We start from the raw sequence: 22,734 nt of genomic DNA, 5'->3' as shown, positions 1-22,734 counted from the left end.
AGCCTATTCTTGGAAATTTTCCTTATCATCTTTTTCTGTTTATGTTTGTTTTTCCCACTTCTTCATTTATTTCATTGCTTGCCCTGGTTTCGAGAAGAGGATGAAGAGAAAAAAGAACCGATGGAATCAGAAAAGGGGATCAGCATATTAGTTCCTTCATATAATGAAGCTGGAATTATTGAAACATCTGTGGAAAGCATGAAGTCGCTTGCTTACGGTAATTTTGAAGTTCTTTACATAAACGATGGTTCCGTAGATGAGACGTTACCGCTTTTGCATCAGCTTCTGCACTTAAAACCATCTCACAAATGCCCTCAACGCAATCTATCCCATAAGGAAGTGGATATTGTTTATCAATCTTCTCTTTATCCGCACATCTATGTCATTAACAAAGTGAATGGCGGGAAAGCAGATGCTTTAAATGCAGGGATCGAATATTCTTCAAAAGAATTAGTCGTCACACTGGATGCGGATACGGTACTCACCCCTCCCGCATTGGATGTCGTTAATGAAAAATTCTCCGACCCTAATGTTGTGGCAGCTGGCGGTATGGTTCATGTGTTACAGACGAAATCAGCCAACCCGCTCAAAAAACTGTCCTTAGCGGGTACAAAAATGCTCGTCCGCGTGCAAATGCTTGATTTTCTGAAAGCATTTTACGTTACAAAATTATCACTTGCACGGTTTCAAGCATTAGCGATTATTTCTGGTGCGTTTGGTATTTTTCAAAAAAGTGCACTCATTGAAGTCGGCGGCTATCGTTCATCCGTGGGGGAAGATATCGATATCACTCTTAAAATTCATCGATACATCGCCAAACTGAAGGATAAAAAAGTCTTACTTATTACGGATGCCATCAGCTATACCGAGTTACCTGAAACGTGGAGAGATTTATTTAAGCAGAGAATTCGCTGGCAAAAGTCTTATATGGACTGCCTCGTTCACTTTCGCACCTTTCTCGGAAAAACAGTTTTCACAAAAGCTGTTTCGTTCTTTTACATCATTGAATCGTTCTTTGTAGGAATTTTGGCGGCATACATTACGGCCGGCTTTTTTGTTGCCAATGCGCTTATGAATATGGCCTTCGTAGTTATTGGATTTATCCTTGTGTATTTAGCCTATATCTTCTTATTTAATTTTATTTATAATTTACTGGCCATCAGTCAATTGAAACGATATGGATTTTCGTTCGAAAAAGGCGAGCACTTTCTTCTATTTAATACCGTCGTGTATGACGTGTTGATTCACCGGTTTGTCACGATGTATTTCGTTATGTACGGCAGTATCGCTTATTTCTTTAATCGGGATTGGAAGAAAGTCGAACGAACAGGTCGAACCTATCATGTAGATTCAGCGTCTCAGCCACCAACTTATAATCAAAAAGCGAGGTAATTATGAGGAAAACAAAGTGGAAGAAAATACTGCTCGTTGCCTTAACGAGTATGGGTGTCTTACTTGTAGCCGCCGGAAGTTACGGTTGGAATTTAGTCACTTCTACGTTCACGAGCATCCAGGAGGATATTGATCGGAAGGAATCAGAGAAACGCCTCGAAGGGATCAACTTTGAGGAAGGAGATCCTTTTTCTGTCTTATTAATGGGGATCGATGAACCAGGAAGTGAAGGAGACACGAACCAGCGCAGCGATGCCCTACTGTTACTAACCGTAAATCCTGATAAGAAATCGACACACATGGTGAGTATCCCTCGTGATACGTATACAGATATCGCGGGAGAAAACATAAAAGATAAAATTAACCATTCCTATGCATTCGGCGGGACGCAAATGACGATGCGTACGGTAGAAAACTTTCTTGATCTCCCGGTTGATTACTTTATCCGGATCGATATGCAAGGCTTCGAAGACATGGTGGACGCCGTCGATGGAGTCGAAGTAACCAACGATTTCGAATTCACCTATAAGGGCGTTCATTTTGAAGAAGGTCCTATACAATTAAATGGTGAAGAGGCTGTGACCTACTCTCGTATGAGAAAAGACGATCCGCGCGGAGACTTGGGACGTCAGGAGCGACAACGGAAGATTATTCGTGGAATGATCGATAAAGGATCCAACTTTTCCTCCATCACAAAAGTGGAAGGGATCTTTGGAGTCATTGAAGACAATGTACGCACGAACTTCAGTTTAAATGAAATTTGGGAGATTCAATCGAACTACAGTGATGCTCTTGAACGTGTGGAGCAGCACGAAATTGAAGGTGAGGATGGAGAAATCGACGAAACGTATTATTATATGCCTGATGAAAATCAAGTCGAGGAACTTTCAGACGTATTGAAAGAACATTTAGAAGAAGAGAATTAAAATTGGACGTACGAATATAAAAGAAAAATCCGGGAAATCCCTCTACTTAAACAACAGCTCAAGCATTAACTCAAGTAGAGGGCATTTCTCTTATAATTGGGCTATTTTTAGGATAAAATGGACTTTCATCCTAAACCAATATATAAACAACTTCAGATTAATGATAGTTTCATAATAAACTTCAAAAATATTATAAAAACAGGATGTTTAATCTATTATTTTTATATTTTTACGTATGTATCTATTGTATAATAAATACAATGAGAGAATGTGTATCTATATTAATTTGCAAGCAAAATGAGGTATCCAAAAAGCAAGAATTGTAGTAGAGAATACTCTTATGGATCAATGAACTAACTGCTGAGAATTTTAATTTATAATAAGAGAATGTGATGATTTATAATTCGTATGTGGGCACTTGAATTATAATGAACAATTAGTGCAACCGGCTCCTCTAAAAGGAGAGAAGAAACTACAATGGCCTATAGGAGTGGAGGTAAAATTGTCGAACTGCCAGATGATGTACTAGTTCGAACGTATTGCGCTGCTCTAGAAATCGGTGTGTCTAATGATTTCTTAAGCTTAGTTATTGAGGAACTACAACGCAGAAAGATGTATTGTCCTTGTATATGAGCAAAAGTTTCCTATGATTAGATAAATAATCAATGTGTGCTGCTTTAGACACCCTGCGAGATAGTCTAATTTCCATTCTTTCATTAAAGAAATCATATATAAACTCCTAAAAGCCCAATAAAAGGGCTATTTTTTTATGGGTATTAATTTGTCGTTAAGATCCTACCAGAAATTCTCGTAAGCTATTAAAGTAGAGATGGTAAGGAAAATGGAAAACCACCCTTAATTCATGATGTGCTATGGAGGTTGGGTGATTTTCCACTCGCAATCCACTCAGACGAAAGGAGTAATCCTAAATTACTTCTTTGTAAGACGGTTGTACTCGTTCAAGAGTTCATCCAGGGATTGCGAAATCTCTACCACTTGGGGGTCTTGAGGATTTTCAAGAAACGCTTTGTACATTTCCAGTCGTAGTTGTTCAATTCTTTCTTCTAATTGCTTTATAGTAATTCTGACACCCCCAATGGTAACTATATACCCCTTTTCGAGATGATCTAATGGACTCAATGTCTAATCGATACAATTCGATTCTAAAGAATGAAATACTTAATATTGGGACTCGATTTTATCAGCCCTATTGGTGAAAACGAATGCTATTCTACCTAGACTATAAAGAACTTCTTGTATCGATGCCCCAACTGTCAGGGAACATCTAACCAGGAATCAAAGAGAAAGAGGCAGAGACAGGGAAACATGAAACTTAGTCAACAGGCGTAGACTCCTGCGGTAACAGCACGAGTCATAAGGCCCAGCAGGAAAGCGGTTTTTGCTTTCTGAGGAGACTAAGGCCGTGGCCGCGGATAGCGAAGGATGTTGACGAAGCGGCGGATACCCAGAATGTTACATACGAAAGACCCGATCAAATTTAAATGATTTTGTTCGGGTCTTTCTCAATAATAGATTCTTTTGTCCCAGGACATTTTATTTCACGTAAAACTCTGTCAATCACTCATCGTGTGCAAGCACGTGATGAATCATGATTTAATGCCAATCGAAAGATATTTCGTTTCCAGAAACGCTTCAATACCTTCCGCTCCTCCTTCTCTTCCTAATCCACTTTGCTTCATTCCTCCAAAAGGAGCTTGCGCAGCGGACGGGGCCCCATGATTCCAGCCAATAATTCCATAGTCTAAAGCCTCTGCCATCTTTGTGCCGCGATTCATATTTTCCGTAAAATAATAGGCGGCCAATCCAAAAGGTGTATCATTGGCCAGTCGAATAGCTTCCTCTTCAGTTTCGACTTTTTGTACCGGTACGACGGGGCCAAAGGTTTCTTCGGTCATACATAGCATATTTTCTTTCGCCCCGAGAATTAAGGTAGGTTCGTAAAATGGAGCTTCGTATTGCCCTTGGCCGCCTACGACGATGTCTGCTCCTTTTTCTTTGGCATCTTCGACGTGGCGTACGACTTTTTCATACCCTTTTTGGTTGATCAGTGGTCCAATATCGACGTTTTCTTCCAGCCCATTTCCTACGTTGAGCTCCTCTATTTTTTCTTTCAATCGGCTTACAAATTCATCGTAAATTCCTGCTTGAACATACAGTCGGTTGGCGCATATGCACGTTTGGCCGGCATTTCTAAATTTCGAAGCGATCGTGCCTTCGACGGCTGCTTCTACATCAGCATCATCCAGAACAATGAGTGGAGCTTGTCCACCTAGTTCAAGTGAAATATTTTTCATTTGATCCGCACTTTGCTTCATTAATAATTTTCCAACTTCCGTAGAACCTGTGAAGGTCAGTTTGCGAACGACTTCACTTTGCTGAATGGTTTCGCTAAATGCCTCGTTTGGGGTAACGACCATATTAACTACACCACTCGGAATCCCAGCTTCCTCTGCACATTCCATTAATTTAGCAGCCGTTAATGGGGTTTCTTTTGGCGGCTTCACAATGAACGTGCAGCCTGCAGCTAAGGCGGGAGCCAGTTTTCGAGTAATCATAGCTGCTGGAAAATTCCATGGTGTAATAGCAGCAATGACTCCAACGGGTTGTTTCATCACCTGGATGCGCTGCCCTGGTCCTTTTGAAGGAATGGTTCGTCCGTACACTCTTTTTCCTTCTTCGGCGTACCACTTAATAAATGAAGCAGCATACAACACTTCTCCTCTTGCTTCCTTTAACGGCTTGCCATTTTCAAGCGTTAGAATCCGAGCAATCTCTTCTTGTCGCTCGATCACCCGCTGATAAAATTTTTCTAAATAATCCGAGCGTTCTTCTGCTGATAATACCTTCCATTCCTCAAATGCAGCCTGCGCCCCTTCAATCGCAGCCAGTACATCCTCTTTTGTACCATTCGGCATCGTTCCGACTCGTTCATTAGTGGCCGGGTTTGTAATGTCAAAGGTTTCTTCGTTTTCTCCTACCCATTCCCCTGCCACATAGTTTAATAGATTTAATTCCTTCATGGTTCTCCTCCTCTAATGATAAAGTTCAATTATTCCCAGCCGCGAAGTGCATGCTGATAGACGTTACGAATGCTATTCTCATCAAAAGGCATAGGACTTCTTGTCAGTAAGCGTGTTTGCTTCGCCCCATTACTGGTCAGTTGCTCGATATCGTCTGATATAATGTTGTATTCAGAGATGGACGTTGGCAGCCCGACGTCTTTTACGAGTTCATGAAGAGATTGCACAACCTCTTGAGCCACCTGTCGTTTATCTTTCCCTTCGTAAGAGATGGAGAAAATTTCACCTAACTCGTTCATCTTATCTAAACATGATGGCCAAATCCGGTGGTACACATAAGGCAGCAGCACAGCATTGGCTTCACCATGAGGGATCTTAAATAATCCTCCAAGCGGATATGCTAAACCGTGTACACCGGCTACCCCCGCATTATAAAAACTCAGTCCGGCAATTAAACTGCCTAGCGACATTTCTTTTCTTGCGTCGTAAGCCTTCGGATTCCAAACCGCACTTCGCAGATTGTTAACGATTCGTTTCATCGCATCTAAAGCAAGCGTATCGGTTAACGGCGTGGCGTTTACGGATGTAAAAGCTTCAATGGCATGAGTCAACGCATCGACACCGCTGGCTGCGGTTACTTTTGGCGGCAGTGTATAGGTGAGCTGAGGATCGACGATGGCGTAATTCGCTAACAAATACTTATGGGTAATGACATCTTTCGTATCCTCTAAGGAAAAAACAGCAATATCCGTTATTTCAGCCCCTGTCCCGGCTGTGGTTGGGATAAGCACCGTTGGAATTCCAGGGGATTGAAGCTGTTTGGTACCCGTTAAATTTAAATAATCTTCAACGGACCCCTCATGGTCTGCCAGCACGGCAGACGCTTTGGAAAGATCCAGGGCACTCCCTCCGCCAACTCCGATGACAAGATCGGGTTTCTGTTCTCTTATTTCCTGCACGACTTCGTTCCCTATAGCTAACGGAGGTTCAGGGACGACATTCGTCGATAAATCGTACCGAATGCCCTCTTCCTCTAAAATATGTTCAATAGGCTTAATGACTTCCAATTCTTTTAGCATAGGATCCGTTAACAAAAAGGCATGCTTTACATCTAAATCTTGAACAATCGTTCGCAGCTGCTCAATGGAGTGTTCCCCGTGATAGATATTCTGCGGCGTAATAAAAGAATTCATGGTATGACTCTCCCTTTCTACGAATGAATCGATACTTTTTCGCTAGATTGCGTATTTAATTCATGTTTTTTTCCTGCGACTAACGTAAATACCACCATCGTGATCATGCTTAGTGATACGCCTGCACCGGCCGCAGCAAACGGGTTGCTGACGCCCATCCCGATCGGCAGGTAAATGTACCAATAAGAAAGCGTCCCGACTAATAATGACGTGATCGCCCCTGCTTTGGTTGCTCGATTCCATAAAGCTCCGACAACTAATGGCCCTGCCGTTGCGGAGACAATTCCACCAATTCCAATCCACATGAAGATCGATAGAAACTCCGGCGGATTCCACGCCATGATCGAAGCGACGAGAATCACGACAAATGTGGAGTAACGGCTGATGATCAGTTCGACTTTCTCCGCTTTTTCTTTTGTCACATTGGTTCTTGGAACGATGGATTTACGATACAAATCATTAGCAAGCAGCTGGGTTAAGGAAACAATTAACCCGTCCGATGTGGACATAATGGCCGATAGAACCGTAACCGCTAAAAATGCTGCTAAAAATGGAGGAAAAATCTCCTGAAAGAGTACAGGAATGACCTGGTCAGGACGAATGTCCATCCCTGGATCAATAACGGCGATCCCTAGCATTCCGCCAAGACCCATTAAAGGTAAAATCGTTGCAAAGATGGTACAGTACATAATCAATTTCTTCATATCGTTGTTTGATTTGACAGCTAAGAATTTGTTGCCTAAATGTGGTAAAATACCAAAAGGAAGGTGGGCGATAAACAGTAAGGCTACCAGCCAAAGTGAGCCATACGTATTGTCACCGGGAAGGAACAGTTGATCAAAACCACCAGAAGGGTTCCTTTCCTTTATCGTTGAGATCATATCTCCAAAGCCACCTTCCACCCCAACACTTGCCACAAAGACAGCCACGACCACCAGGGATGTAATCAACATAAGAAAGCCCTGGATCGAGTCCGTTAAAATGTCAGAATGGGAGCCGCCCATAAATACATAAATCGCCAGTACAACGCCTGTAATGATAATGCCCCAATGATAATCAACGCCCATCATAATCTGAAACATAGTGGAAGCTGCGACCAGCTGGGAAACCACGTAGAAGATTAATAGAATGGAAATGATTGTTAAGACGATTCTTAAGAATTCACTCTTAAATCGATCGCCAATAAATTCTGGAATCGTTCGCGTTCCGAATTCATCTCCATATTTCTTAATGGTCTTCGCGACAAAAAGCATCCCAATCACTGTGGCCACTGGATATAACAACGGATACCATAAACTCGGTGTACCTAAGTCATAAGCTAACCCAGGCATCCCCATAAACGTAGAACCGCTGGATACCCCTGCACTGATCACCAGCGCAATCGTTATGGGTCCATAGCTGGACCGGGCCGTCGCAAAATCTTCAGCGGTGTTTGTCTTTTTCATTCCGATAAAACCCATCACAAGCATAATCCCTATAAAAATCGCCATAAAAATCCAAGAATAAACGACTACACTCAACGTAATCCCCCCTTATTTATTTAGAAAATTTGTTTTAAAGAGCACCAGGGCCATCCCAATCCATGTTCCAAAAATAACAGCAATCATGATATATAAGAACGTCATGTAATCACCTCCTTCGATTGTAAGTAATGATAAATATTTTTATGGTGCTGCAGATTCACCTTTTGACCTGTGGCCAGCTCTACCATTTGATAGACCTTACGCCCCTTGCGATCTTCCGGGAAAATGGCATAGGTTACATATAGTGAATACGTATTCAAACAGTCTATGACGGGACTGGACCAAACTTTTCGTTTGTGGAGGTAAAGATTACGTATAAAATCAAGGGACGTATGATGACGAGCAGACTCTTCATATTGCTCTGGTAAGAAAATCCCTTCCCTCTCGTTTGACAGCGCTTCCATTTTATCCGCAGGCCATTCAAACAGCCCTGTTTCTTTATGGAACAAGTTTGAAATCACCCTCATTTTTTCTTTTCGCTTCTTCATAAACGGCAAGGGTTGATACTCCACGGACCATTCAGAAACCATATAAGGATAATACACCATGGTATACTGATCTGGTAATTGAATCGTGTCCTTCTCTTGCAGCGTGTACATCAAACATTCACCTCCCTTAGTCTTAAGAGACTCACTATGGTTACGTATTCTTATCCCTTTACATAAAATTATAGAATAAACCCTTATTGTCTTTACCTTTGTTCACTACAACAGCAGCGCATCCTTTGAATACGTATTCAAAAACACGTTTAAATATCTCTAGTCGTCGATCGTCTATATAATTGAACAGGGTATGTTTCCTGCACAGACTCACTGTCTGGACATTCAATGTGTTCAATTAAATGTTCGATCGCCAGCTGGCCCAGGTTTTCTTTTTCCATCATGCCGACTGTGGTGAGCTGAAACGAATGATGACTGCTTAAAGCGATATTATCGACCCCAATCAAACTCATATCTTCCGGTACGCTATACCCTTTTTGAATTAAATAATCCAATATAAAAATAGCGATCGAATCGGTGGCTGCAAAAATAGCGGTCGGACGATCTTTTTCAGCCAGGATCTCCCTGATCACTTCTCGAATCGCCTCTTCACTCGTGTCCGTCATCCGGGCATTGTGATCCGAAACTTCTATTCCATTTTCCTCCATCACTTGTCTAAACCCTTCATACCGACCTTGAAACGTCGTCATCGATGAAGGTCCACCTACACAAACAATGTTCGTATGATTTAAATTCATTAAATGCTCCGTGGCAATGCGACCCGCCTGTACATTATCCATCTCCACATAATTGCCAGGCTCACGATGCTTACGGTTAAACATAATGAATGGAATATTTTGCTTTTGAAGCTCAGGAAATATCGGATCATCATACAAGATCGATGACAAAATAATCCCATCGACTTCATGTTCAAGAACATCTTGATAAACAGACATATTGTCTCCAAAGTTTTCAAAATGGACGTTGACGTTGTACCCCCTCTTTTTAGAATAATTGACGATCGATGTCGTCGTTTCCACAAAAAATGGGTTGTGCAGCGGTCCTGAGATCAGTGCAATCGACTTCGTTTGTTTCTTAACGAGCGACCTTGCAATCGAATTCGGCCGGTAGTTCAGTTCTTTCATGGCCTCAACTACTTTTTCATACTTTATCCTGTCCACTTTTTCAGGCGTGTTCAGTACTCTTGAAACGGTAGACTGAGAAACTCCTGCGCGTTTTGCTACATCTTTAGATGACGTCATGTTTTTATCTCCTCAATTATAAAAGCGCTTACATGTTAAGTTAAAATACATTCAGAAAATTGTCAATATGGGAGTGGTGAAAAAGCATTGGTGTTTTTTTCTGACATTTGGGGATTTATTCTGACATTTGTCATGCTTTTTCTGACATTTCAAACGATAATTCTTACATTTGCTAGAACTTTATTAAATCGATCACTATATAAATGTCACAACTTCTAAATTACATTTTTACCAAAAAATAACTTCATATGATATAGTCCTTATAACATCATAAAAAGTTTAAAAGGGAGTTTGAGAAAATGAAAATTAAGAACGCAGTTGGATTACTTGTGCTTGCAGCGATTGTTTTCGTATCAAGCATTGATCGCAAAAGCCAGTGAATCTAGCAATATGAACCTTTCACAGCATTTATGCACATTGTAAGGAATATATGAACATTTGGAGTGGTTTTGTGAACATTTCGCCCAATATATGAACATTCTCAGGAAAATATGAACATCCTCCTCCAATTAATATAAAAAGCACCCCAAATGGGATGCTTCCGATCAAGGTACATATTTCTTTGCATCAGTACTCGTTCGTGGTAAGCGCTTCTCACTGGCTTCCACCGAAATCACATGATCTTTTAAAAAAGAAACTCCATCTTCATTAAATGTACCGCTGCTTTCCAGCAGCTCTTCAATGACAGCTTCTACGCTTTCTCTTTCAAGAACCATTTTAATCACATGGCCATTGCATAAAGACACATTCGTCACAATCTCTTTCACCAAAAACACCTCCTGAAGACAACTTTCGACAAAAAGTGGGTTTTTCCTGCTGTAGGTAAGGGGCGATCCATAATGTTACTCTTTCACTGGACATGGAAATGTTTAACTATTCCCTCTTAGGAAATATAGGGATTAGATCGTCAATATAATTGTAAGAGGTGGAACTATGAAATTGTCTCAAAGAATTATTATAGGAATTATAATAGGAGTTGCGCTCGTTTATGGATTCCAGGTTGGGATGATAGTGTCTGATAACATTTTAATCATTTGGCTTATAGCACTATTAATCGGACTTGCTGCCCGTGTAATTGCCCAGTTCATATTAAAAAAATTGTATTAATGGTTGTACCTAATTCTCTGCTTCTTTATCAACCGTTTCAAAGAATTCTTTAGAGTCCTCCAGCATTTGATCGATTAATTCAAGGATTTCCGCCTCACTATTTTCCTCGGCAACGGGCCGGGGGTTTTTTAGTAAATTATAATAGTTTAAATCATGACTGGATACACCACTAACATCTAGCTCAGCTTTAAGCTCCTTTAAATATGGAGTGACGCCCTCTTTATCTACTTTTTCCTCCTTCATTATTTGAGTGAGGTGGAACGTAGCATCGTATAAGTAGCTATTAATCTCTTTGACTTTTTCTACTTCATCACCTGAAACTTATTCTGATAAATGATCATAAGATAAATCATCGATTTGGTCGTATACTAAAGCAGTCTGCAGCGTGATTTTAGCATTATCAGCAATACCTTCATAATAGTCCTCACTTTTGTCGTCTTCAATCGACGCATCGATGGTGTTGTATAACTGTCCATAATAATCGAGGATCTCTGCATAATGCGGCGCTAAGGGATCGGCTGAAGTATCCTTCTGTTCAGGTTCTGGTGAATCATCAGAGCACGCTGTAAGTACACACCCCGCAATTACTAGTAAACCTACATGTTTCAAAAAATACCACCTCTATCAAAGTACTAAACAGGCTCCTAAAGCTTTTCTACGAAACCGCCACAACCTTAATGGCTATTGTTTCGGGAAGTCAACTGAGCTGACAGGAGGCAGTGATTCCGCTAAGTCAATCGCTTCTCTTTCTGTAAGAGTGCCAGATACAACGACTACTTTTCCTCTATCATAATAATAGATGGACGTGTGACCATAGGAATCCTCCTGGACAAATCCCTTTCGGCCTTCCGCCAGCTCCACTTCCTCGGCCTCTTGTCTTAACGGAAATTCCTCAAACGTGGTTACATTGACCACTTTTTGATCGTTCACGAACGTCCACATATCACTTTCTGAATCGTCTAATTGTAGATGAGTGGTTCTGTAGTCCTCCATTGGTAAAGTTAAGCCTTCTGAATCTGTAAAGCTTTCCCCCTCGTTCGCATCGATCCGCACGGAACCTCTGATTTCCCACACTTCTTCTCGTTCATACAGAAAAACACTATAGTTGTTTTCCCCTTCAGGTGAACGTATCGAAACGATGCTTCGATCCTCTACCCCCGTTTCATGGAGGACGGAAGACGCTTCAGGAAATTCACTCTCTTCATCACTAAAAACAACCTCGTATTGTTCTTGAACGGCTTCCCCTGGTGTTTCGCTTTCTTTAGAAGCACTATGAAAGATAATATCTTCAACTTTTTGATCTTCCGTTTCTTCTTGTTCATTATCTATTTCAAGCTCTTGCTCCCCTTCTAAGCTTTTACAACTCGTTAAAAGCAGCACGGTTAAGAAAGCAGCAAGCAGAAATGAAATCGTTTGTCGTTTCATGCATGTCATCCTTATATATTTAGTTCATCTATGAAATAGACGGTTAGCCGCCCGCCATTAGGAAAAGGAAAGCTTTTTCAGAGAACAATTAGATCATCATACCAATCTCAGAAATCAATTTTATGAACATTTCGAGGCATATATGAACATTCTCAGGAAAAAAAGAACATTTCTACTTATTAGCGAAGGCATTAAGCAAATTATAGTTAGTGAAATAGTTATGAGTTTCTACGCCAAGTAAATGACCACAAGAATAGCGTCATCGATTATAAAAACCTTTTACGTTCTTCGGGGGAAGGCAGCCGGCAGCTTTCGTTCTTCCCAAACCATTTGTACCTATTGTTTGCCAGGATGCTGTAAACAAAATCCCTCAAAGGTTTGGGCATGAGTAAGAGAACATACGGCAGCTTCCATGCCCCTTTTAAATGTTTACAAATCCGAAGAGCTGCGGAGGATTGAACATAGCAGCGATTATGTTCGATCAGCACCAGGCTGTCAATGTCTTCTGGGGCATGATGCTTCCTCAATAATTCTTTCCCTTTTTCACTTTGTAACGAAGCAAATGCAAAGGATGCTTTCGGGTCTCTTTTGATGATAAATTGGACACTTTGATCACAGAAGTTACACTCCCCGTCAAATAAAATAACCCTCTTCATTGCTCCCCCGCCTTTCATCATACTGGTTTAGTAAAGCCGGTCGATGTATCCTTCTTTCAGCCTTTTCTCTATGGATTCCGCAGTTATTCCATGCATATTGGGGAACTACGACTTGAATATTAGCTCCCTCTTTACATGGACTCTAGAATGGCTTCAATGTCCCTCGACTGCAGTTCAAAGATATACTTCAATACTACCTTCACCCTTTCCCTAATAGGCAGAGCTATTAAGGAGTCTTCTAACGTATCCTTGCCAACTTTCTTTTTCCCTGTTTCTGTTTTACGCTCGGCTAGATAATCAGTAACAAGATCGACAACTATTCGATAAAGCTGCGTATGGTTCTTAGTTATGTAACGTTTGTAATTTGTCTGCGTATAGGCTCGCAGAAATGCCTCGGTCGAAATTTCTTCCGCCGCACGGGAGTTCCCCGTCAGCATATAACTAAGCTGGTACACTTGATCCTTATGAACATTAACATAATCTACAAATGATTGAGGATAATTATTTTTTCTAACAGAAAACAGCATAGCAAACCACTCACGATCAAATATTTAGTAATTATTCAGTAAAAAAGACTTATGTATTCTCCCTCATTATGCTTGATTTTTTAACCTGCGTACAGACGTTACAAGTAATTTACAACCATTTTCTAGGGAGGGGAAAATAATCAGTTACTGGGATAGGCGGCTTCCTTTGCCAGGTGTTCAATACAAAAAACGTCTAAGACTAGATCCTTAGACGTTCTGTGGGTTTCTACATAAATAGGGGTCCCATGTGAACATGGGAGCGGAAATAGGCATAGGGCCATCACCGAAATAAACTTACTGAACGGGTTGGAGTAAGTTGGATGGCATGTTCATTATAATAGACACTCTTTCATTTGAACAGGTAACTTTTTACAACATAACAGAATACTCACTATTCACAAAAAAATTTCAATAAAACGTCTTCTTTTCCTGAAGCCATGCAAGAGTGAAACGTTTCCCCTTCACCTGCTTTAACATTGCCACAATTAAAAAGCTCACAATCACAAGCAGCAGCCACGAACTCACTTTTCCTAAATGAACGAGACTCCAGGCATCCGTCTGATTGGGATACTCCCAGGCACCAAAAAAAGTTGCGATATTTTCAGCAACCCATATGAAGAAGCCGATCAGTACAAAAGAAAGGGCGATCGGCATCCGATAATGAGAACCATTCACCTCATAACGAACCCAGGAAGACCAGAAAACAATGATGACCAGTCCAGATAACCACCAGCGCACGTCGATCCAGTAATGATGGGTAAAAAAGTTCAAATAGATGGCCGCGGCTAAAGGAGCGACGACCCAAAAAGACGGCCACTTCACAAGCTCGACCTTTAATCTTCTCCACGCCTGACAGAGGTAACTGGCCACACTAGCGTACATAAAACCGCTGTATAACGGGACGCCGAGTATTTTCGAATAGCCTTCGTCTGGATACGACCAGGAGCCCATATGTACCTTAAAAAGCTCCAGCGCCAGCCCAATCAAGTGGAACAATGTAATCACCTTTAGTTCATCCCGCGTTTCAAGTCCGGAACGAACCATCCACCACTGCATGAGAAGAAAGATGATCAGCAGCCAGTCATACCGCGGCAGGAAAGGCAGTGGTATGACTTGAGTAATCGCTAATGAGGCAAAAATGACGACAGGAAACAGGCAGGATAGAGCCTGCTGCCAGCCAAAATGCAGAAGTTGTGTGATGGCTCTCATCCTATCGCCTCCTCCTCATTATTCTTCATCAGGTCTGTATTCCAGGAGATCTCCAGGCTGACAGTCCAATGCCTTACAAATCGCATCCAGCGTTGAGATCCGAATCGCTTTTGCTTTTCCATTTTTCAATATCGAAAGGTTGGCCATCGTGATTCCAACTCTTTCCGAAAGTTCGGTTACGCTCATTTTCCTTTTCGCCAGCATGACGTCAATGTTAATAATAATAGCCATCGTCTTCACCTCAGACCGTTAAATCGTTTTCTGATTTGATTTGGATCGCTTCCTGCAGCAGTCGTTGAAGCACGGCGGCAAAAACAGCGATTACCATGGAAGCAAAAATAATGATTAACCCAAGGACGATCACACCCGGCGCATCATCGTATTCTGCCACGATATAAATGACCGGCATGAGCACAACATATAACCCGCTAATAGCCACAGCACAGTTTTTGATCACCTTTAATGCTTTCACCGATAAATCGGAGAATGCTTTATTTTTATCAATGAAGCTCAATAGCTTAAAGGCCTGGTACAGCGCGAAGAAGAAAGGGATGGCTGTGACGTATAGATAAATCCAGATGAAAATTTTCATAAAAGCAAGATCGGGAAAAAATTCTGCGGCAAAGTCGGCGATCTCGGGCACTGCAAAGATACATAAAGCAAGAATCGGGAGACCAATCAGAATGACAGCCAATTTTAAAAAGAGTGTTGTTCCACGTTTCATCAAACGCACCTCACTAAATTAATGGTACATTTAATTTACCATGTCATTTATCGTTTTACAATAAATTTTTATTTAATTAAATGATATTTTTGTTGTTATACAAATATAAACTCGACAAGATAGATTGTTAGGGAAAAATTCGCAGACTCCTATGGGAACCGCTTGATTCGAAGACCCCTGATAGAATAGAACTTTAATAGGTAGCTGTGGGTGTAATTCCAAAAGATACTTGCCTTGCCTCAAAAAATCCGAACTGATTTCAATCGAATCATTCGGATTTTTTAGGTTCTATTCAGTTTTACTCATATTGACAGTCTCATCCTGGCCTTTCTTCACTTCTGCTTCTCTCAACTTTGATGCTATTTTATGTGACAGCAGACGTATTACTTTATACTACTGGAAATAAACAGAGAGGCATAAAGTGCAGTCTTTGATTTGCCGTTATTCTAATCATTATGGCCATTCTTATATGTTTTTGGAAATATCATGAACAGCCCCTAAAGCTAATCATGGCTCGTTTCAGAAAATAGTTTAAAGAGAAGAACGCACTTCAGCCGCACTCTTTGAGCTCACCCGCTGCAGCATATATTCAAGCAGGAAAAGGTAATCCTGCTCATGATCTGTGTTTTTAGCGAGTTCGGATAACTGCTCCAAAATATACAGACAGTCGTTTTCGTACAGGCTGTAGTTATCAAATCCTAAAATGGTCTGACGGGCAAATTCCCATAAATCACTGTGCACTTCTTCATCCATCGTTTTGCTCAGCAGGGATACCATCGTTAAAAGTTCCGTCATCACTGTCGAGTTCTGGTTCGCGTACTCACGAATCGAGGCAAATCCCTTATGAAGGTAATAACGAAAATCCTTTTGACTTAAGATCACGCGCAGCTCCTCTTCCTGATCAAAAAGATAAGGAGAGAAATTCGTCGACTGGCCGATGCTCTTCAGCAAATCAGCAATTTGATGAATCGTATTCGTAACGGTAAGAGGGTCATTGTGACCTAAAGCTTTGATGGCTACTTCGGCAAGCTTAATCAGCCCATACTCCAGGTCTTGAATTTCGGTTTGTTTGACCCCGATTTCAACAGACTTAATGTAGCGTTCTGGATGAATGGCTCGTCCGTATTCCCAATACGTAAGCATGGGAGTTCCTTCTACAACAAATTCTCCAATTCTAACGTCAAATTGCAGGAGAATGTTATCTCGATTCGCCTGTTTAATCAGTTTTGAAAAGTCAGCCACTTGAAGATAACCGGATTGGCTGGCTGTTAACACTTTTCCATCAGACGCAAAAGGAAGGGATTCTTCGTCTACCTCCTTTTCCAGGCGGTATGGCTTTAATTCTTTTTCTAGAGAAGCCTGCACTGATTTTGACTTGGCATTCATATTGAAGCTGATGTTGTGCACCTGCATCCAGGTCGTTGTATGGTTAATAAAATAAATAAACGTGACCGCAGCCGTAATAGCTGTCAGAATCGATAAGACCGGTGTCGCTACAATGTACTCTTCTTCTTCATGTGTAACGTATAAAAAGTTTAAAAGTACATAAATAAAACTGCCGTTAAAAATACCGAGTACGTGCTGGGTCGCCCGGTCACTGACAAAGTTGACAAGCATTTTGGAAGAAAACTGTCCGCTGAACGTCGTCAAGGCGACGAGCAGGGAGTTAATCGTAAACGCGCTTAGCGTAAGCACTCCTCCTACGAGGGCACTTAAAAGCACCTGCAGCGTCTGGCCGCTGAAACCGACAGCAGCCGGCAAATACAAGCTGATATCAACGACATAATCTAGATAAAAGGTAAAAGCGGATAAACACACCGCTCCAACGATATACCAGAAAGGCATAAACCAAAGAGTTGATTTTAATTCACTTTTCCGCTGACGTCTCGACATTTTAAAATATTTCTTTATATAGTAAAAGAGACCCACATGATCACCATTCTTCTTAGTTTAAATACTTCTATTTCCTACCCCGGATCGAAGCAAACTAACCTTACTTTTTAGGTTTCCATTACTATCACGAAAAATACCAACTGATCTCCCAGGCTCCTTAACCCGAAGTTTCTATTACATCTCTGCGTGGACTTTTTCCAGGTAAGCTTGCGAGAGTTGGAACTCTAAATGAGTTCAATTTGAGGTTGTCCATAATATTGATTCGGTTTTCACCTCTATCCTAGGACCGTTGTCCTTTCTCTTCTTATTGAGGTTTAAATTTGAGAAATTAAAGGAACTACCGTTAACACCTTTTAAAACTTGATGAAAAACGTAAAGAGAATCGTTTGATCCTCCAATTTACGTTTAATGTCGCATAAGGTTTTCAAATTTTCGTACCATTACTTATTACTAGGAGGCACACAATGAAATATACAGGTGTAGGTTTAGTTATGTTAGCGGGTTTATTTTGGGGCATTAGCGGGGGGATTGCCGATATTTTAATGGACAAGGGCTGGGATCCTATTGTGATTTCATTTTACCGGGGGGCTGTGGGATTTATATGTTTTCTCGCCTGGTTTCTCGTTCGCTTTAAACAAAATTGGACAGCCTCTACTCGTTTATATATATGGTCCTTATTAGCTGGTCTTGGTGTAGCTGGTAATTTCACTTTTTATTTTCTTAGTATCGAGTCTTCAAGCATTGCAGTTGCGGCTACTTTAGTGTACTCGGCCCCTGTGTTTGTTCTTTTAATCTCCTTTTTATTAGGAATAGAACGGTCGACCTGGTTCAAATGGGGATGCATTGCCGGCGTACTTATCGGGATTATCCTGCTTACAGGTGCCTACAACCCCGAATCGATTTCAGTAAGTTTTCTAGGGGCGGCAGCGGGGCTTGCTGCTGGACTTTGTTATGCATTGTTTATATTTGGATTTAAAAAAACCGCTTCTATTGCAAAGCCGCAGACTACCTTAACTATCGCCTTTTTTTCATTCTGCCTCATTCTTCTTCTCTTTATGAACAGGGGTGAAGCAGCCAGTGTGGTGATGTCAAACGACTTAGGTTGGTTTATTCTATTAGGAATCCTGGGAGCTGGAATTTCATTTATCTTTTATGTAATTGGTATTCGAAGGACTGCCCCGTCAACTGCTTCAATGGTCGCTATGGTAGAGCCGGTGACAGCTTCATTATTTGGCGTTATGCTTATGGGAGATGATTTGGGCATCGTTCAATTTCTTGGAATGGTACTCATCCTGACGACGGTCACCGTACTTAGTGTGAAGCAGTCCGACTAAGGGTACCAGGTACCAACAACGGTACCTGGTACCCGGCGCAAAGAACTTTTGAATCTACTTCTCTTCTGCAACATCATTTAATATCCTGTAAATAAGCACTTGAAGAAGAAAAGCCGCCCAGGAATCAGGACGGGAAAAAATAAAGCATAAAATAATCCGAACGATTTTGTAGAAATCAGTTCGGATTACTTATATTCAGGTCTCTAATCTTCTTCATCTACTTCAACGGAGGATGATTCTTCTGAATCAAATTCAGCACCGATTGCCACGTCTTTGAATACATGTACGATTTCTTTTTCACCATTCGTAATGTATAAATCGTAGTTACGATTATCCGTTAAAGCTTCAATTTCTCCTTGGTCGACATCCTGGGAAATGGATTGCTCAAAAGAAACAGAGTAATCTAACCTGTTCGCATCCATCATCTTTGAACCCTTCACTAGATCAGTGTGTTCTGAATCAATTATACTTTGTATTTCTTCTGGATAGTTAAGATAAAAATAGTACTCATGATCTTTAAGTTTTTCATACAGCTCAGGACTAACTTTATAATCTAAAGCCATATTCATCTTGTTTTCTTCATCGTTGAATGTCGTTTTAAATTTTTGAACGACAAAGTCAGGTGGAATGAATGCTTCACTTAAATCGTTCGAAGTACTCTCTTCCTCATTACTTTCCTCTGTCTTATCTTGCTCCTCGCTATTTTCAACTTCTTCTTTTGAGTCTGAGTCCGCCGCTGCTCCTTGTTCTTCATTTTGGTTACAAGCAGCAAGAAGGGACGTTATGTACAATAATGTAATAATGATGATGAGTTTATTATTCATAATTTATCCCCTACATTGGTGAACTGTCTGACCAGGTTCTATAAGTCCAGTCACCGTCTACTGATTTATAATTGGAATACGAACAGTAATAATTCCTCATTAATATATTCATAATGGTATCATTTTAATCTACCCTCTTGCATTGGGAATATTGCTTCCCTATTCACCCCCTCAGTTTTATTAGAAAGTAGAACTTGGGAAAGTCATTCACAAACGTTCTGTACCTGGCACAAAAATTACTTTAAAAATTAAATATTCCCACCTCTCCCCTCCTATATTTTTAAATTTGTTTCATTTCTAATTTCTTTTCCTTTCAATCTTTTTGTACGATCTAAACATAATTTGATACATACCTGAACCCAGCGACTCAATCCTTTATCACAAACAAAAATCAAGACTTCAGAGCTGTGATAAAATGGAATGGAAGCGGGAGGGAGACGACGAATGGAACGATCCAATAAAACCTATGCAGTAGAAGCCGATCAGTTAGTCAAAGCGTTTGGAAAAGAACGTGCTGTAAACGGCATAAGCTTAAAGGTGCCAAAAGGAATTATCTATGGATTCCTTGGGCCTAATGGTGCCGGGAAAACGACGATGATCCGTATGCTGGCCACGCTGCTGAAACCAACAGAAGGTCAAGCGAAAGTCATGGGGTATGATCTGACAAAAGAAGCGGATGAAGTCAGGCAGTCGATTAGTTTGACGGGACAGTTTGCTTCGGTTGATGAAGAAATATCCGGCCGCGAGAATTTAATTTTCATTGGCAGGTTAGTTGGTTTTTCGCGAAAAGAAGCAAAGCAGCGTGCCGATGAATTATTAGCCGCTTTTAATTTAGAAGATGCAGCGAAGCGCCAGGTGAAGAAATACTCCGGCGGAATGAGAAGAAGAATCGATATCGCCGCAAGTATTATTACTTCCCCAGAGCTGCTTTTTCTAGATGAACCAACGACCGGCCTGGATCCAAGGAGCCGGAATGAAGTGTGGACTATCATTCGAGCATTAGTCAAAAACGGTACGACAGTATTTCTAACGACTCAATACTTAGAAGAAGCCGATCAACTTGCTGACCTCATTGGTGTGATAGACCGAGGGGTTTTAATTGCGGAAGGAACGAGTGCAGAATTGAAATCATCGATTGGTGTTCGCAGCTTGATTATCGAATTCGAAGACGAACGGGATTTGAACAAGGCTGAGTCCATCTTTGAAGGAATGTTTGCACAGACCCCTGAAGTGGATCGTGCTCGCTTATCGATTTCCGTAACGATGAAAGACCAGTCCAAGGCTGCAAAAGCCATTGGAGAACTAGCCAACCACCAGATAGCCGTGAAAGACTTCTCGATGCAGCAGCCAAGTTTAGATGATGTATTCTTAACCATTACCGGAAAGCCTGCTAAAGAGAAAGGCGGGGAAGCAAATGGAGAATAATTCATTAGAAAAATCAATCACCTTAGAAAAACGCCCACCCAAAGCTTCACCCATGAGTGCCGCTCTTACCTTCGCATGGCGAGCGTTATTACGCATACGCTATGTTCCAGAACAGCTATTTGATGTAACGGTATTCCCGATTATCTTCCTGCTGATGTTTACGTATTTATTCGGTGGAGCAATTTCGGGTTCAACAGGCGAGTACTTGGACTTTGTCCTGCCAGGAATTTTAGTCATGACCGTTGCAATGATTACGATGTACACAGGGCTGGATTTAAATAAAGATATCGAGAAAGGCGTTTTTGATCGTTTTCGTTCACTGCCGATCTGGCAGCCCGCTGTATTGGTAGGAGCGCTGCTAGTGGATGTCGTACGATACTCACTTGCTGCAACCATCATGATCACACTTGGTTACATTCTAGGATTCCGTGCAGAAGCAGGGTTCTCAGGAGTCGTCCTTGCCGTCCTGGTCATTCTATTCTTCTCTTTTAGTTTATCCTGGATCTGGACAATGCTTGGAATCATTGTACGTTCTGAAAAAGCTCTCATGGCCATAAGTATGATGCTGTTATTCCCTCTCACTTTTTTAAGCAGCGTATTTGTTGATCCATCTACAATGCCAAACTGGTTACAACACTTTGTAGACATTAACCCAATAACATTCGTGGTCGATGCGTCCAGAGGATTAATTCACGGGTATGATGTAACGAGCGAATTATTGATCATTACGTACATCTCAGTAGGATTAATTGCCGTGTTTGGCACACTGACGATGTACTTCTTCAGAAACAAAAATTAATCAAATTGAGAAAATAAATAAAAAGACGAAACAGCCTTCGTTCTATACTTTATGGACGAAGGCTATTCCGCTATTGGCAATCGATTGTTTAGTCTTCACCTTAGGTTAAAAAAGGGGCCTTTACATGCTACTTGGCATTTTCATCCGGTTGGTGAATACCAAAGGTATTTCCTTCCGTATCAATATAGTATCCCTGCCACGCCATCCCAGGCAGAGCGTATTTTGGCAATGCGACCTTGCCGCCATTATTGATAATCTTAGATTCAGTAGAATCGAAATCTTCCACACTCATTGTACAAGCGTAACCATTCAAAGGTTGGTTTGTTCCTGGAGGAGGACTTTGCCGCTGCATTAATGCACCGTTGATACCCAACTCTTTTTCATCGCCCGTTACGGCTCCAAAATAAGGCATTCCCGCATACTCGCTCCAATCTTCAAACTTCCATCCAAACACTTCTCCATAAAACTTTTTCGCCCGATTCATCTCATCCACATGAATTTCGAAATGAACTAATCTGCCCATAAATAACCTCCTGGTTTCGTTCTAGGCCTAGACTTTTCTCATCAAGTTGTATATTCTATAAAAAGTTTAATAATCCTTTATTATATTCGTGAATCCTTAACAAAAAAAGGCGTCTCATTTTAAAGAGACGCCCATCTGATATTTATTAAAAATTGCTGTTTTCTAAAATTTTTTTGATTTCTTTAAGGTCTTTCTTATTAGCTTTTTTCATCATGGGAGCCATGATAGGAGATAACACTTTTGAAAAACCTGCCGGCTCCCCCTTATTCTGCAGCGTCATCTGTGTGCGGTTCTCATGTATGGCTTTCCACCTGTACGTCGTTTCCATAGGAAAAGGTCCGTCTACGGTCCGCATAACAAGTTTTTGGCCCGGCTCCATCCGTCAAATTTTATAGGGCCAAAAGCTGAAGATCGATTCTAGGGTTTTCAGCTTCTTTATTATGCAAGAAAATGTAGTTCCTTTCATCCTCTC

The 22,734-nt window shown here is 41.1% G+C and carries 25 protein-coding genes and 1 riboswitch; of the genes, 7 read left to right on the top strand and 18 right to left on the bottom strand.

Annotated features, from left to right (window positions below; all coding sequences use genetic code 11):
* Positions 1-9: 9 nt before the first annotated feature.
* The 3 genes from IEV27_RS15115 (at position 10) to sda (ending at position 2,951) form a co-directional block, all read left to right on the top strand.
* Complete coding sequence (locus tag IEV27_RS15115) at positions 10-1,392, top strand: glycosyltransferase family 2 protein (protein ID WP_188378348.1); 1,383 nt, start codon at positions 10-12, stop codon at positions 1,390-1,392.
* 2 nt (positions 1,393-1,394) lie between these two features.
* Complete coding sequence (locus IEV27_RS15110) at positions 1,395-2,318, top strand: LCP family glycopolymer transferase (protein WP_188378347.1); 924 nt, start codon at positions 1,395-1,397, stop codon at positions 2,316-2,318.
* A gap of 375 nt (positions 2,319-2,693) precedes the next feature.
* Positions 2,694-2,778, top strand: a riboswitch (cyclic di-GMP riboswitch).
* A gap of 17 nt (positions 2,779-2,795) precedes the next feature.
* Positions 2,796-2,951, top strand: a complete 156-nt coding sequence (gene sda, locus IEV27_RS15105) for a sporulation histidine kinase inhibitor Sda (RefSeq protein ID WP_229735380.1) — start codon at positions 2,796-2,798, stop codon at positions 2,949-2,951.
* A 297-nt stretch (positions 2,952-3,248) separates the two neighbouring features.
* Here the strand turns inward: sda and IEV27_RS19995 are convergent, their stop codons facing one another.
* The 7 genes from IEV27_RS19995 to IEV27_RS15070 all read right to left on the bottom strand — a co-directional run bounded on the left by IEV27_RS19995 (position 3,249) and on the right by IEV27_RS15070 (position 10,583).
* Positions 3,249-3,458, bottom strand: coding sequence for an aspartyl-phosphate phosphatase Spo0E family protein (locus IEV27_RS19995; RefSeq protein WP_268235664.1), 210 nt, complete (start codon positions 3,456-3,458; stop codon positions 3,249-3,251).
* 467 nt (positions 3,459-3,925) lie between these two features.
* Complete coding sequence (locus IEV27_RS15095; protein ID WP_188378346.1) at positions 3,926-5,359, bottom strand: NAD-dependent succinate-semialdehyde dehydrogenase; 1,434 nt, start codon at positions 5,357-5,359, stop codon at positions 3,926-3,928.
* Positions 5,360-5,388: 29 nt separating this feature from the next.
* Complete coding sequence (locus IEV27_RS15090) at positions 5,389-6,552, bottom strand: iron-containing alcohol dehydrogenase (protein ID WP_188378345.1); 1,164 nt, start codon at positions 6,550-6,552, stop codon at positions 5,389-5,391.
* A gap of 17 nt (positions 6,553-6,569) precedes the next feature.
* Positions 6,570-8,072, bottom strand: a complete 1,503-nt coding sequence (locus IEV27_RS15085) for a sodium:solute symporter family protein (protein ID WP_229735379.1) — start codon at positions 8,070-8,072, stop codon at positions 6,570-6,572.
* A 101-nt stretch (positions 8,073-8,173) separates the two neighbouring features.
* Entirely contained in the window at positions 8,174-8,677 is a 504-nt protein-coding gene (locus tag IEV27_RS15080) for a hypothetical protein (RefSeq protein WP_188378344.1), read from the bottom strand.
* 146 nt (positions 8,678-8,823) lie between these two features.
* Positions 8,824-9,816 carry a LacI family DNA-binding transcriptional regulator gene (locus IEV27_RS15075; protein WP_188378343.1) on the bottom strand — a complete coding sequence of 331 codons (993 nt, stop codon included), beginning with the start codon at positions 9,814-9,816 and terminating at the stop codon, positions 8,824-8,826.
* A gap of 545 nt (positions 9,817-10,361) precedes the next feature.
* The gene (locus IEV27_RS15070) at positions 10,362-10,583 is read right to left on the bottom strand and encodes a hypothetical protein (RefSeq protein WP_188378342.1); all 222 of its coding nucleotides are present in this window, start codon (positions 10,581-10,583) and stop codon (positions 10,362-10,364) included.
* A gap of 166 nt (positions 10,584-10,749) precedes the next feature.
* On the opposite strand from IEV27_RS15070, the gene IEV27_RS15065 reads away from it, so the two are divergent.
* The gene (locus IEV27_RS15065; protein ID WP_188378341.1) at positions 10,750-10,923 is read left to right on the top strand and encodes a hypothetical protein; all 174 of its coding nucleotides are present in this window, start codon (positions 10,750-10,752) and stop codon (positions 10,921-10,923) included.
* A gap of 9 nt (positions 10,924-10,932) precedes the next feature.
* On the opposite strand, the gene IEV27_RS15060 is transcribed toward IEV27_RS15065, so the two are convergent.
* The 9 genes from IEV27_RS15060 to IEV27_RS15020 form a co-directional block, all read right to left on the bottom strand.
* Positions 10,933-11,166, bottom strand: coding sequence for a hypothetical protein (locus tag IEV27_RS15060; protein WP_188378340.1), 234 nt, complete (start codon positions 11,164-11,166; stop codon positions 10,933-10,935).
* Between the two features lie 78 nt (positions 11,167-11,244).
* Entirely contained in the window at positions 11,245-11,532 is a 288-nt protein-coding gene (locus IEV27_RS15055; protein ID WP_188378339.1) for a hypothetical protein, read from the bottom strand.
* Between the two features lie 72 nt (positions 11,533-11,604).
* Positions 11,605-12,348 carry a hypothetical protein gene (locus tag IEV27_RS15050; protein WP_188378338.1) on the bottom strand — a complete coding sequence of 248 codons (744 nt, stop codon included), beginning with the start codon at positions 12,346-12,348 and terminating at the stop codon, positions 11,605-11,607.
* A 266-nt stretch (positions 12,349-12,614) separates the two neighbouring features.
* Entirely contained in the window at positions 12,615-13,004 is a 390-nt protein-coding gene (locus IEV27_RS15045; RefSeq protein WP_188378337.1) for a thiol-disulfide oxidoreductase DCC family protein, read from the bottom strand.
* A 131-nt stretch (positions 13,005-13,135) separates the two neighbouring features.
* Positions 13,136-13,531 carry a hypothetical protein gene (locus tag IEV27_RS15040; protein WP_188378336.1) on the bottom strand — a complete coding sequence of 132 codons (396 nt, stop codon included), beginning with the start codon at positions 13,529-13,531 and terminating at the stop codon, positions 13,136-13,138.
* Positions 13,532-13,939: 408 nt separating this feature from the next.
* The gene (locus IEV27_RS15035) at positions 13,940-14,740 is read right to left on the bottom strand and encodes a DUF817 domain-containing protein (protein WP_188378335.1); all 801 of its coding nucleotides are present in this window, start codon (positions 14,738-14,740) and stop codon (positions 13,940-13,942) included.
* 18 nt (positions 14,741-14,758) lie between these two features.
* A complete protein-coding gene (locus tag IEV27_RS15030; RefSeq protein WP_188378334.1) occupies positions 14,759-14,971 on the bottom strand; it encodes a helix-turn-helix domain-containing protein in 213 nt (70 codons plus the stop codon).
* 10 nt (positions 14,972-14,981) lie between these two features.
* A complete protein-coding gene (locus tag IEV27_RS15025; RefSeq protein ID WP_188378333.1) occupies positions 14,982-15,464 on the bottom strand; it encodes a DUF2975 domain-containing protein in 483 nt (160 codons plus the stop codon).
* A gap of 531 nt (positions 15,465-15,995) precedes the next feature.
* Positions 15,996-17,357 carry a DUF2254 domain-containing protein gene (locus IEV27_RS15020; RefSeq protein WP_188378332.1) on the bottom strand — a complete coding sequence of 454 codons (1,362 nt, stop codon included), beginning with the start codon at positions 17,355-17,357 and terminating at the stop codon, positions 15,996-15,998.
* 464 nt (positions 17,358-17,821) lie between these two features.
* Between IEV27_RS15020 and IEV27_RS15015 the strand changes: the two genes are divergently transcribed.
* Positions 17,822-18,691, top strand: coding sequence for a DMT family transporter (locus IEV27_RS15015; protein ID WP_188378331.1), 870 nt, complete (start codon positions 17,822-17,824; stop codon positions 18,689-18,691).
* Between the two features lie 203 nt (positions 18,692-18,894).
* On the opposite strand, the gene IEV27_RS15010 is transcribed toward IEV27_RS15015, so the two are convergent.
* Positions 18,895-19,515, bottom strand: coding sequence for a hypothetical protein (locus IEV27_RS15010; protein ID WP_188378330.1), 621 nt, complete (start codon positions 19,513-19,515; stop codon positions 18,895-18,897).
* Positions 19,516-19,959: 444 nt separating this feature from the next.
* On the opposite strand from IEV27_RS15010, the gene IEV27_RS15005 reads away from it, so the two are divergent.
* Both IEV27_RS15005 and IEV27_RS15000 read left to right on the top strand, forming a co-directional pair.
* Positions 19,960-20,940, top strand: coding sequence for an ATP-binding cassette domain-containing protein (locus IEV27_RS15005; RefSeq protein WP_188378329.1), 981 nt, complete (start codon positions 19,960-19,962; stop codon positions 20,938-20,940).
* Positions 20,930-21,739 carry an ABC transporter permease gene (locus tag IEV27_RS15000; protein ID WP_188378328.1) on the top strand — a complete coding sequence of 270 codons (810 nt, stop codon included), beginning with the start codon at positions 20,930-20,932 and terminating at the stop codon, positions 21,737-21,739. Before IEV27_RS15005 ends, IEV27_RS15000 begins: the two co-directional genes overlap by 11 nt.
* A 127-nt stretch (positions 21,740-21,866) precedes the next feature.
* Here the strand turns inward: IEV27_RS15000 and IEV27_RS14995 are convergent, their stop codons facing one another.
* Positions 21,867-22,262, bottom strand: a complete 396-nt coding sequence (locus IEV27_RS14995) for a VOC family protein (protein ID WP_188378327.1) — start codon at positions 22,260-22,262, stop codon at positions 21,867-21,869.
* Positions 22,263-22,734: the final 472 nt, after the last annotated feature.

This window comes from Halobacillus andaensis (assembly GCF_014636475.1).
Lineage (GTDB): Bacteria > Bacillota > Bacilli > Bacillales > Halobacillaceae > Halobacillus_A > Halobacillus_A andaensis.
Note: the sequence above shows the minus strand (reverse complement) of the source record. Positions and strands in the feature narration are given on the sequence as shown.

Bases quoted from the DNA above. Each gene is read 5' to 3' on its own strand.
- IEV27_RS15090 (WP_188378345.1), bottom strand. From the start codon at position 6,552: ATGAATTCTTTTATTACGCCGCAGAATATCTATCACGGGGAACACTCC.
- IEV27_RS15035 (WP_188378335.1), bottom strand. From the start codon at position 14,740: ATGAGAGCCATCACACAACTTCTGCATTTTGGCTGGCAGCAGGCTCTA.
- IEV27_RS15075 (WP_188378343.1), bottom strand. From the start codon at position 9,816: ATGACGTCATCTAAAGATGTAGCAAAACGCGCAGGAGTTTCTCAGTCT.
- IEV27_RS15005 (WP_188378329.1), top strand. From the start codon at position 19,960: ATGGAACGATCCAATAAAACCTATGCAGTAGAAGCCGATCAGTTAGTC.
- IEV27_RS15000 (WP_188378328.1), top strand. From the start codon at position 20,930: ATGGAGAATAATTCATTAGAAAAATCAATCACCTTAGAAAAACGCCCA.
- IEV27_RS15050 (WP_188378338.1), bottom strand. From the start codon at position 12,348: ATGAAACGACAAACGATTTCATTTCTGCTTGCTGCTTTCTTAACCGTG.
- IEV27_RS15040 (WP_188378336.1), bottom strand. From the start codon at position 13,531: ATGCTGTTTTCTGTTAGAAAAAATAATTATCCTCAATCATTTGTAGAT.
- IEV27_RS15015 (WP_188378331.1), top strand. From the start codon at position 17,822: ATGAAATATACAGGTGTAGGTTTAGTTATGTTAGCGGGTTTATTTTGG.
- IEV27_RS15045 (WP_188378337.1), bottom strand. From the start codon at position 13,004: ATGAAGAGGGTTATTTTATTTGACGGGGAGTGTAACTTCTGTGATCAA.
- IEV27_RS15060 (WP_188378340.1), bottom strand. From the start codon at position 11,166: ATGAAGGAGGAAAAAGTAGATAAAGAGGGCGTCACTCCATATTTAAAG.
- IEV27_RS15020 (WP_188378332.1), bottom strand. From the start codon at position 17,357: ATGTCGAGACGTCAGCGGAAAAGTGAATTAAAATCAACTCTTTGGTTT.
- IEV27_RS15110 (WP_188378347.1), top strand. From the start codon at position 1,395: ATGAGGAAAACAAAGTGGAAGAAAATACTGCTCGTTGCCTTAACGAGT.
- IEV27_RS15030 (WP_188378334.1), bottom strand. From the start codon at position 14,971: ATGGCTATTATTATTAACATTGACGTCATGCTGGCGAAAAGGAAAATG.
- IEV27_RS14995 (WP_188378327.1), bottom strand. From the start codon at position 22,262: ATGGGCAGATTAGTTCATTTCGAAATTCATGTGGATGAGATGAATCGG.
- IEV27_RS15010 (WP_188378330.1), bottom strand. From the start codon at position 19,515: ATGAATAATAAACTCATCATCATTATTACATTATTGTACATAACGTCC.
- IEV27_RS15025 (WP_188378333.1), bottom strand. From the start codon at position 15,464: ATGAAACGTGGAACAACACTCTTTTTAAAATTGGCTGTCATTCTGATT.
- IEV27_RS15095 (WP_188378346.1), bottom strand. From the start codon at position 5,359: ATGAAGGAATTAAATCTATTAAACTATGTGGCAGGGGAATGGGTAGGA.
- IEV27_RS15065 (WP_188378341.1), top strand. From the start codon at position 10,750: ATGAAATTGTCTCAAAGAATTATTATAGGAATTATAATAGGAGTTGCG.
- sda (WP_229735380.1), top strand. From the start codon at position 2,796: ATGGCCTATAGGAGTGGAGGTAAAATTGTCGAACTGCCAGATGATGTA.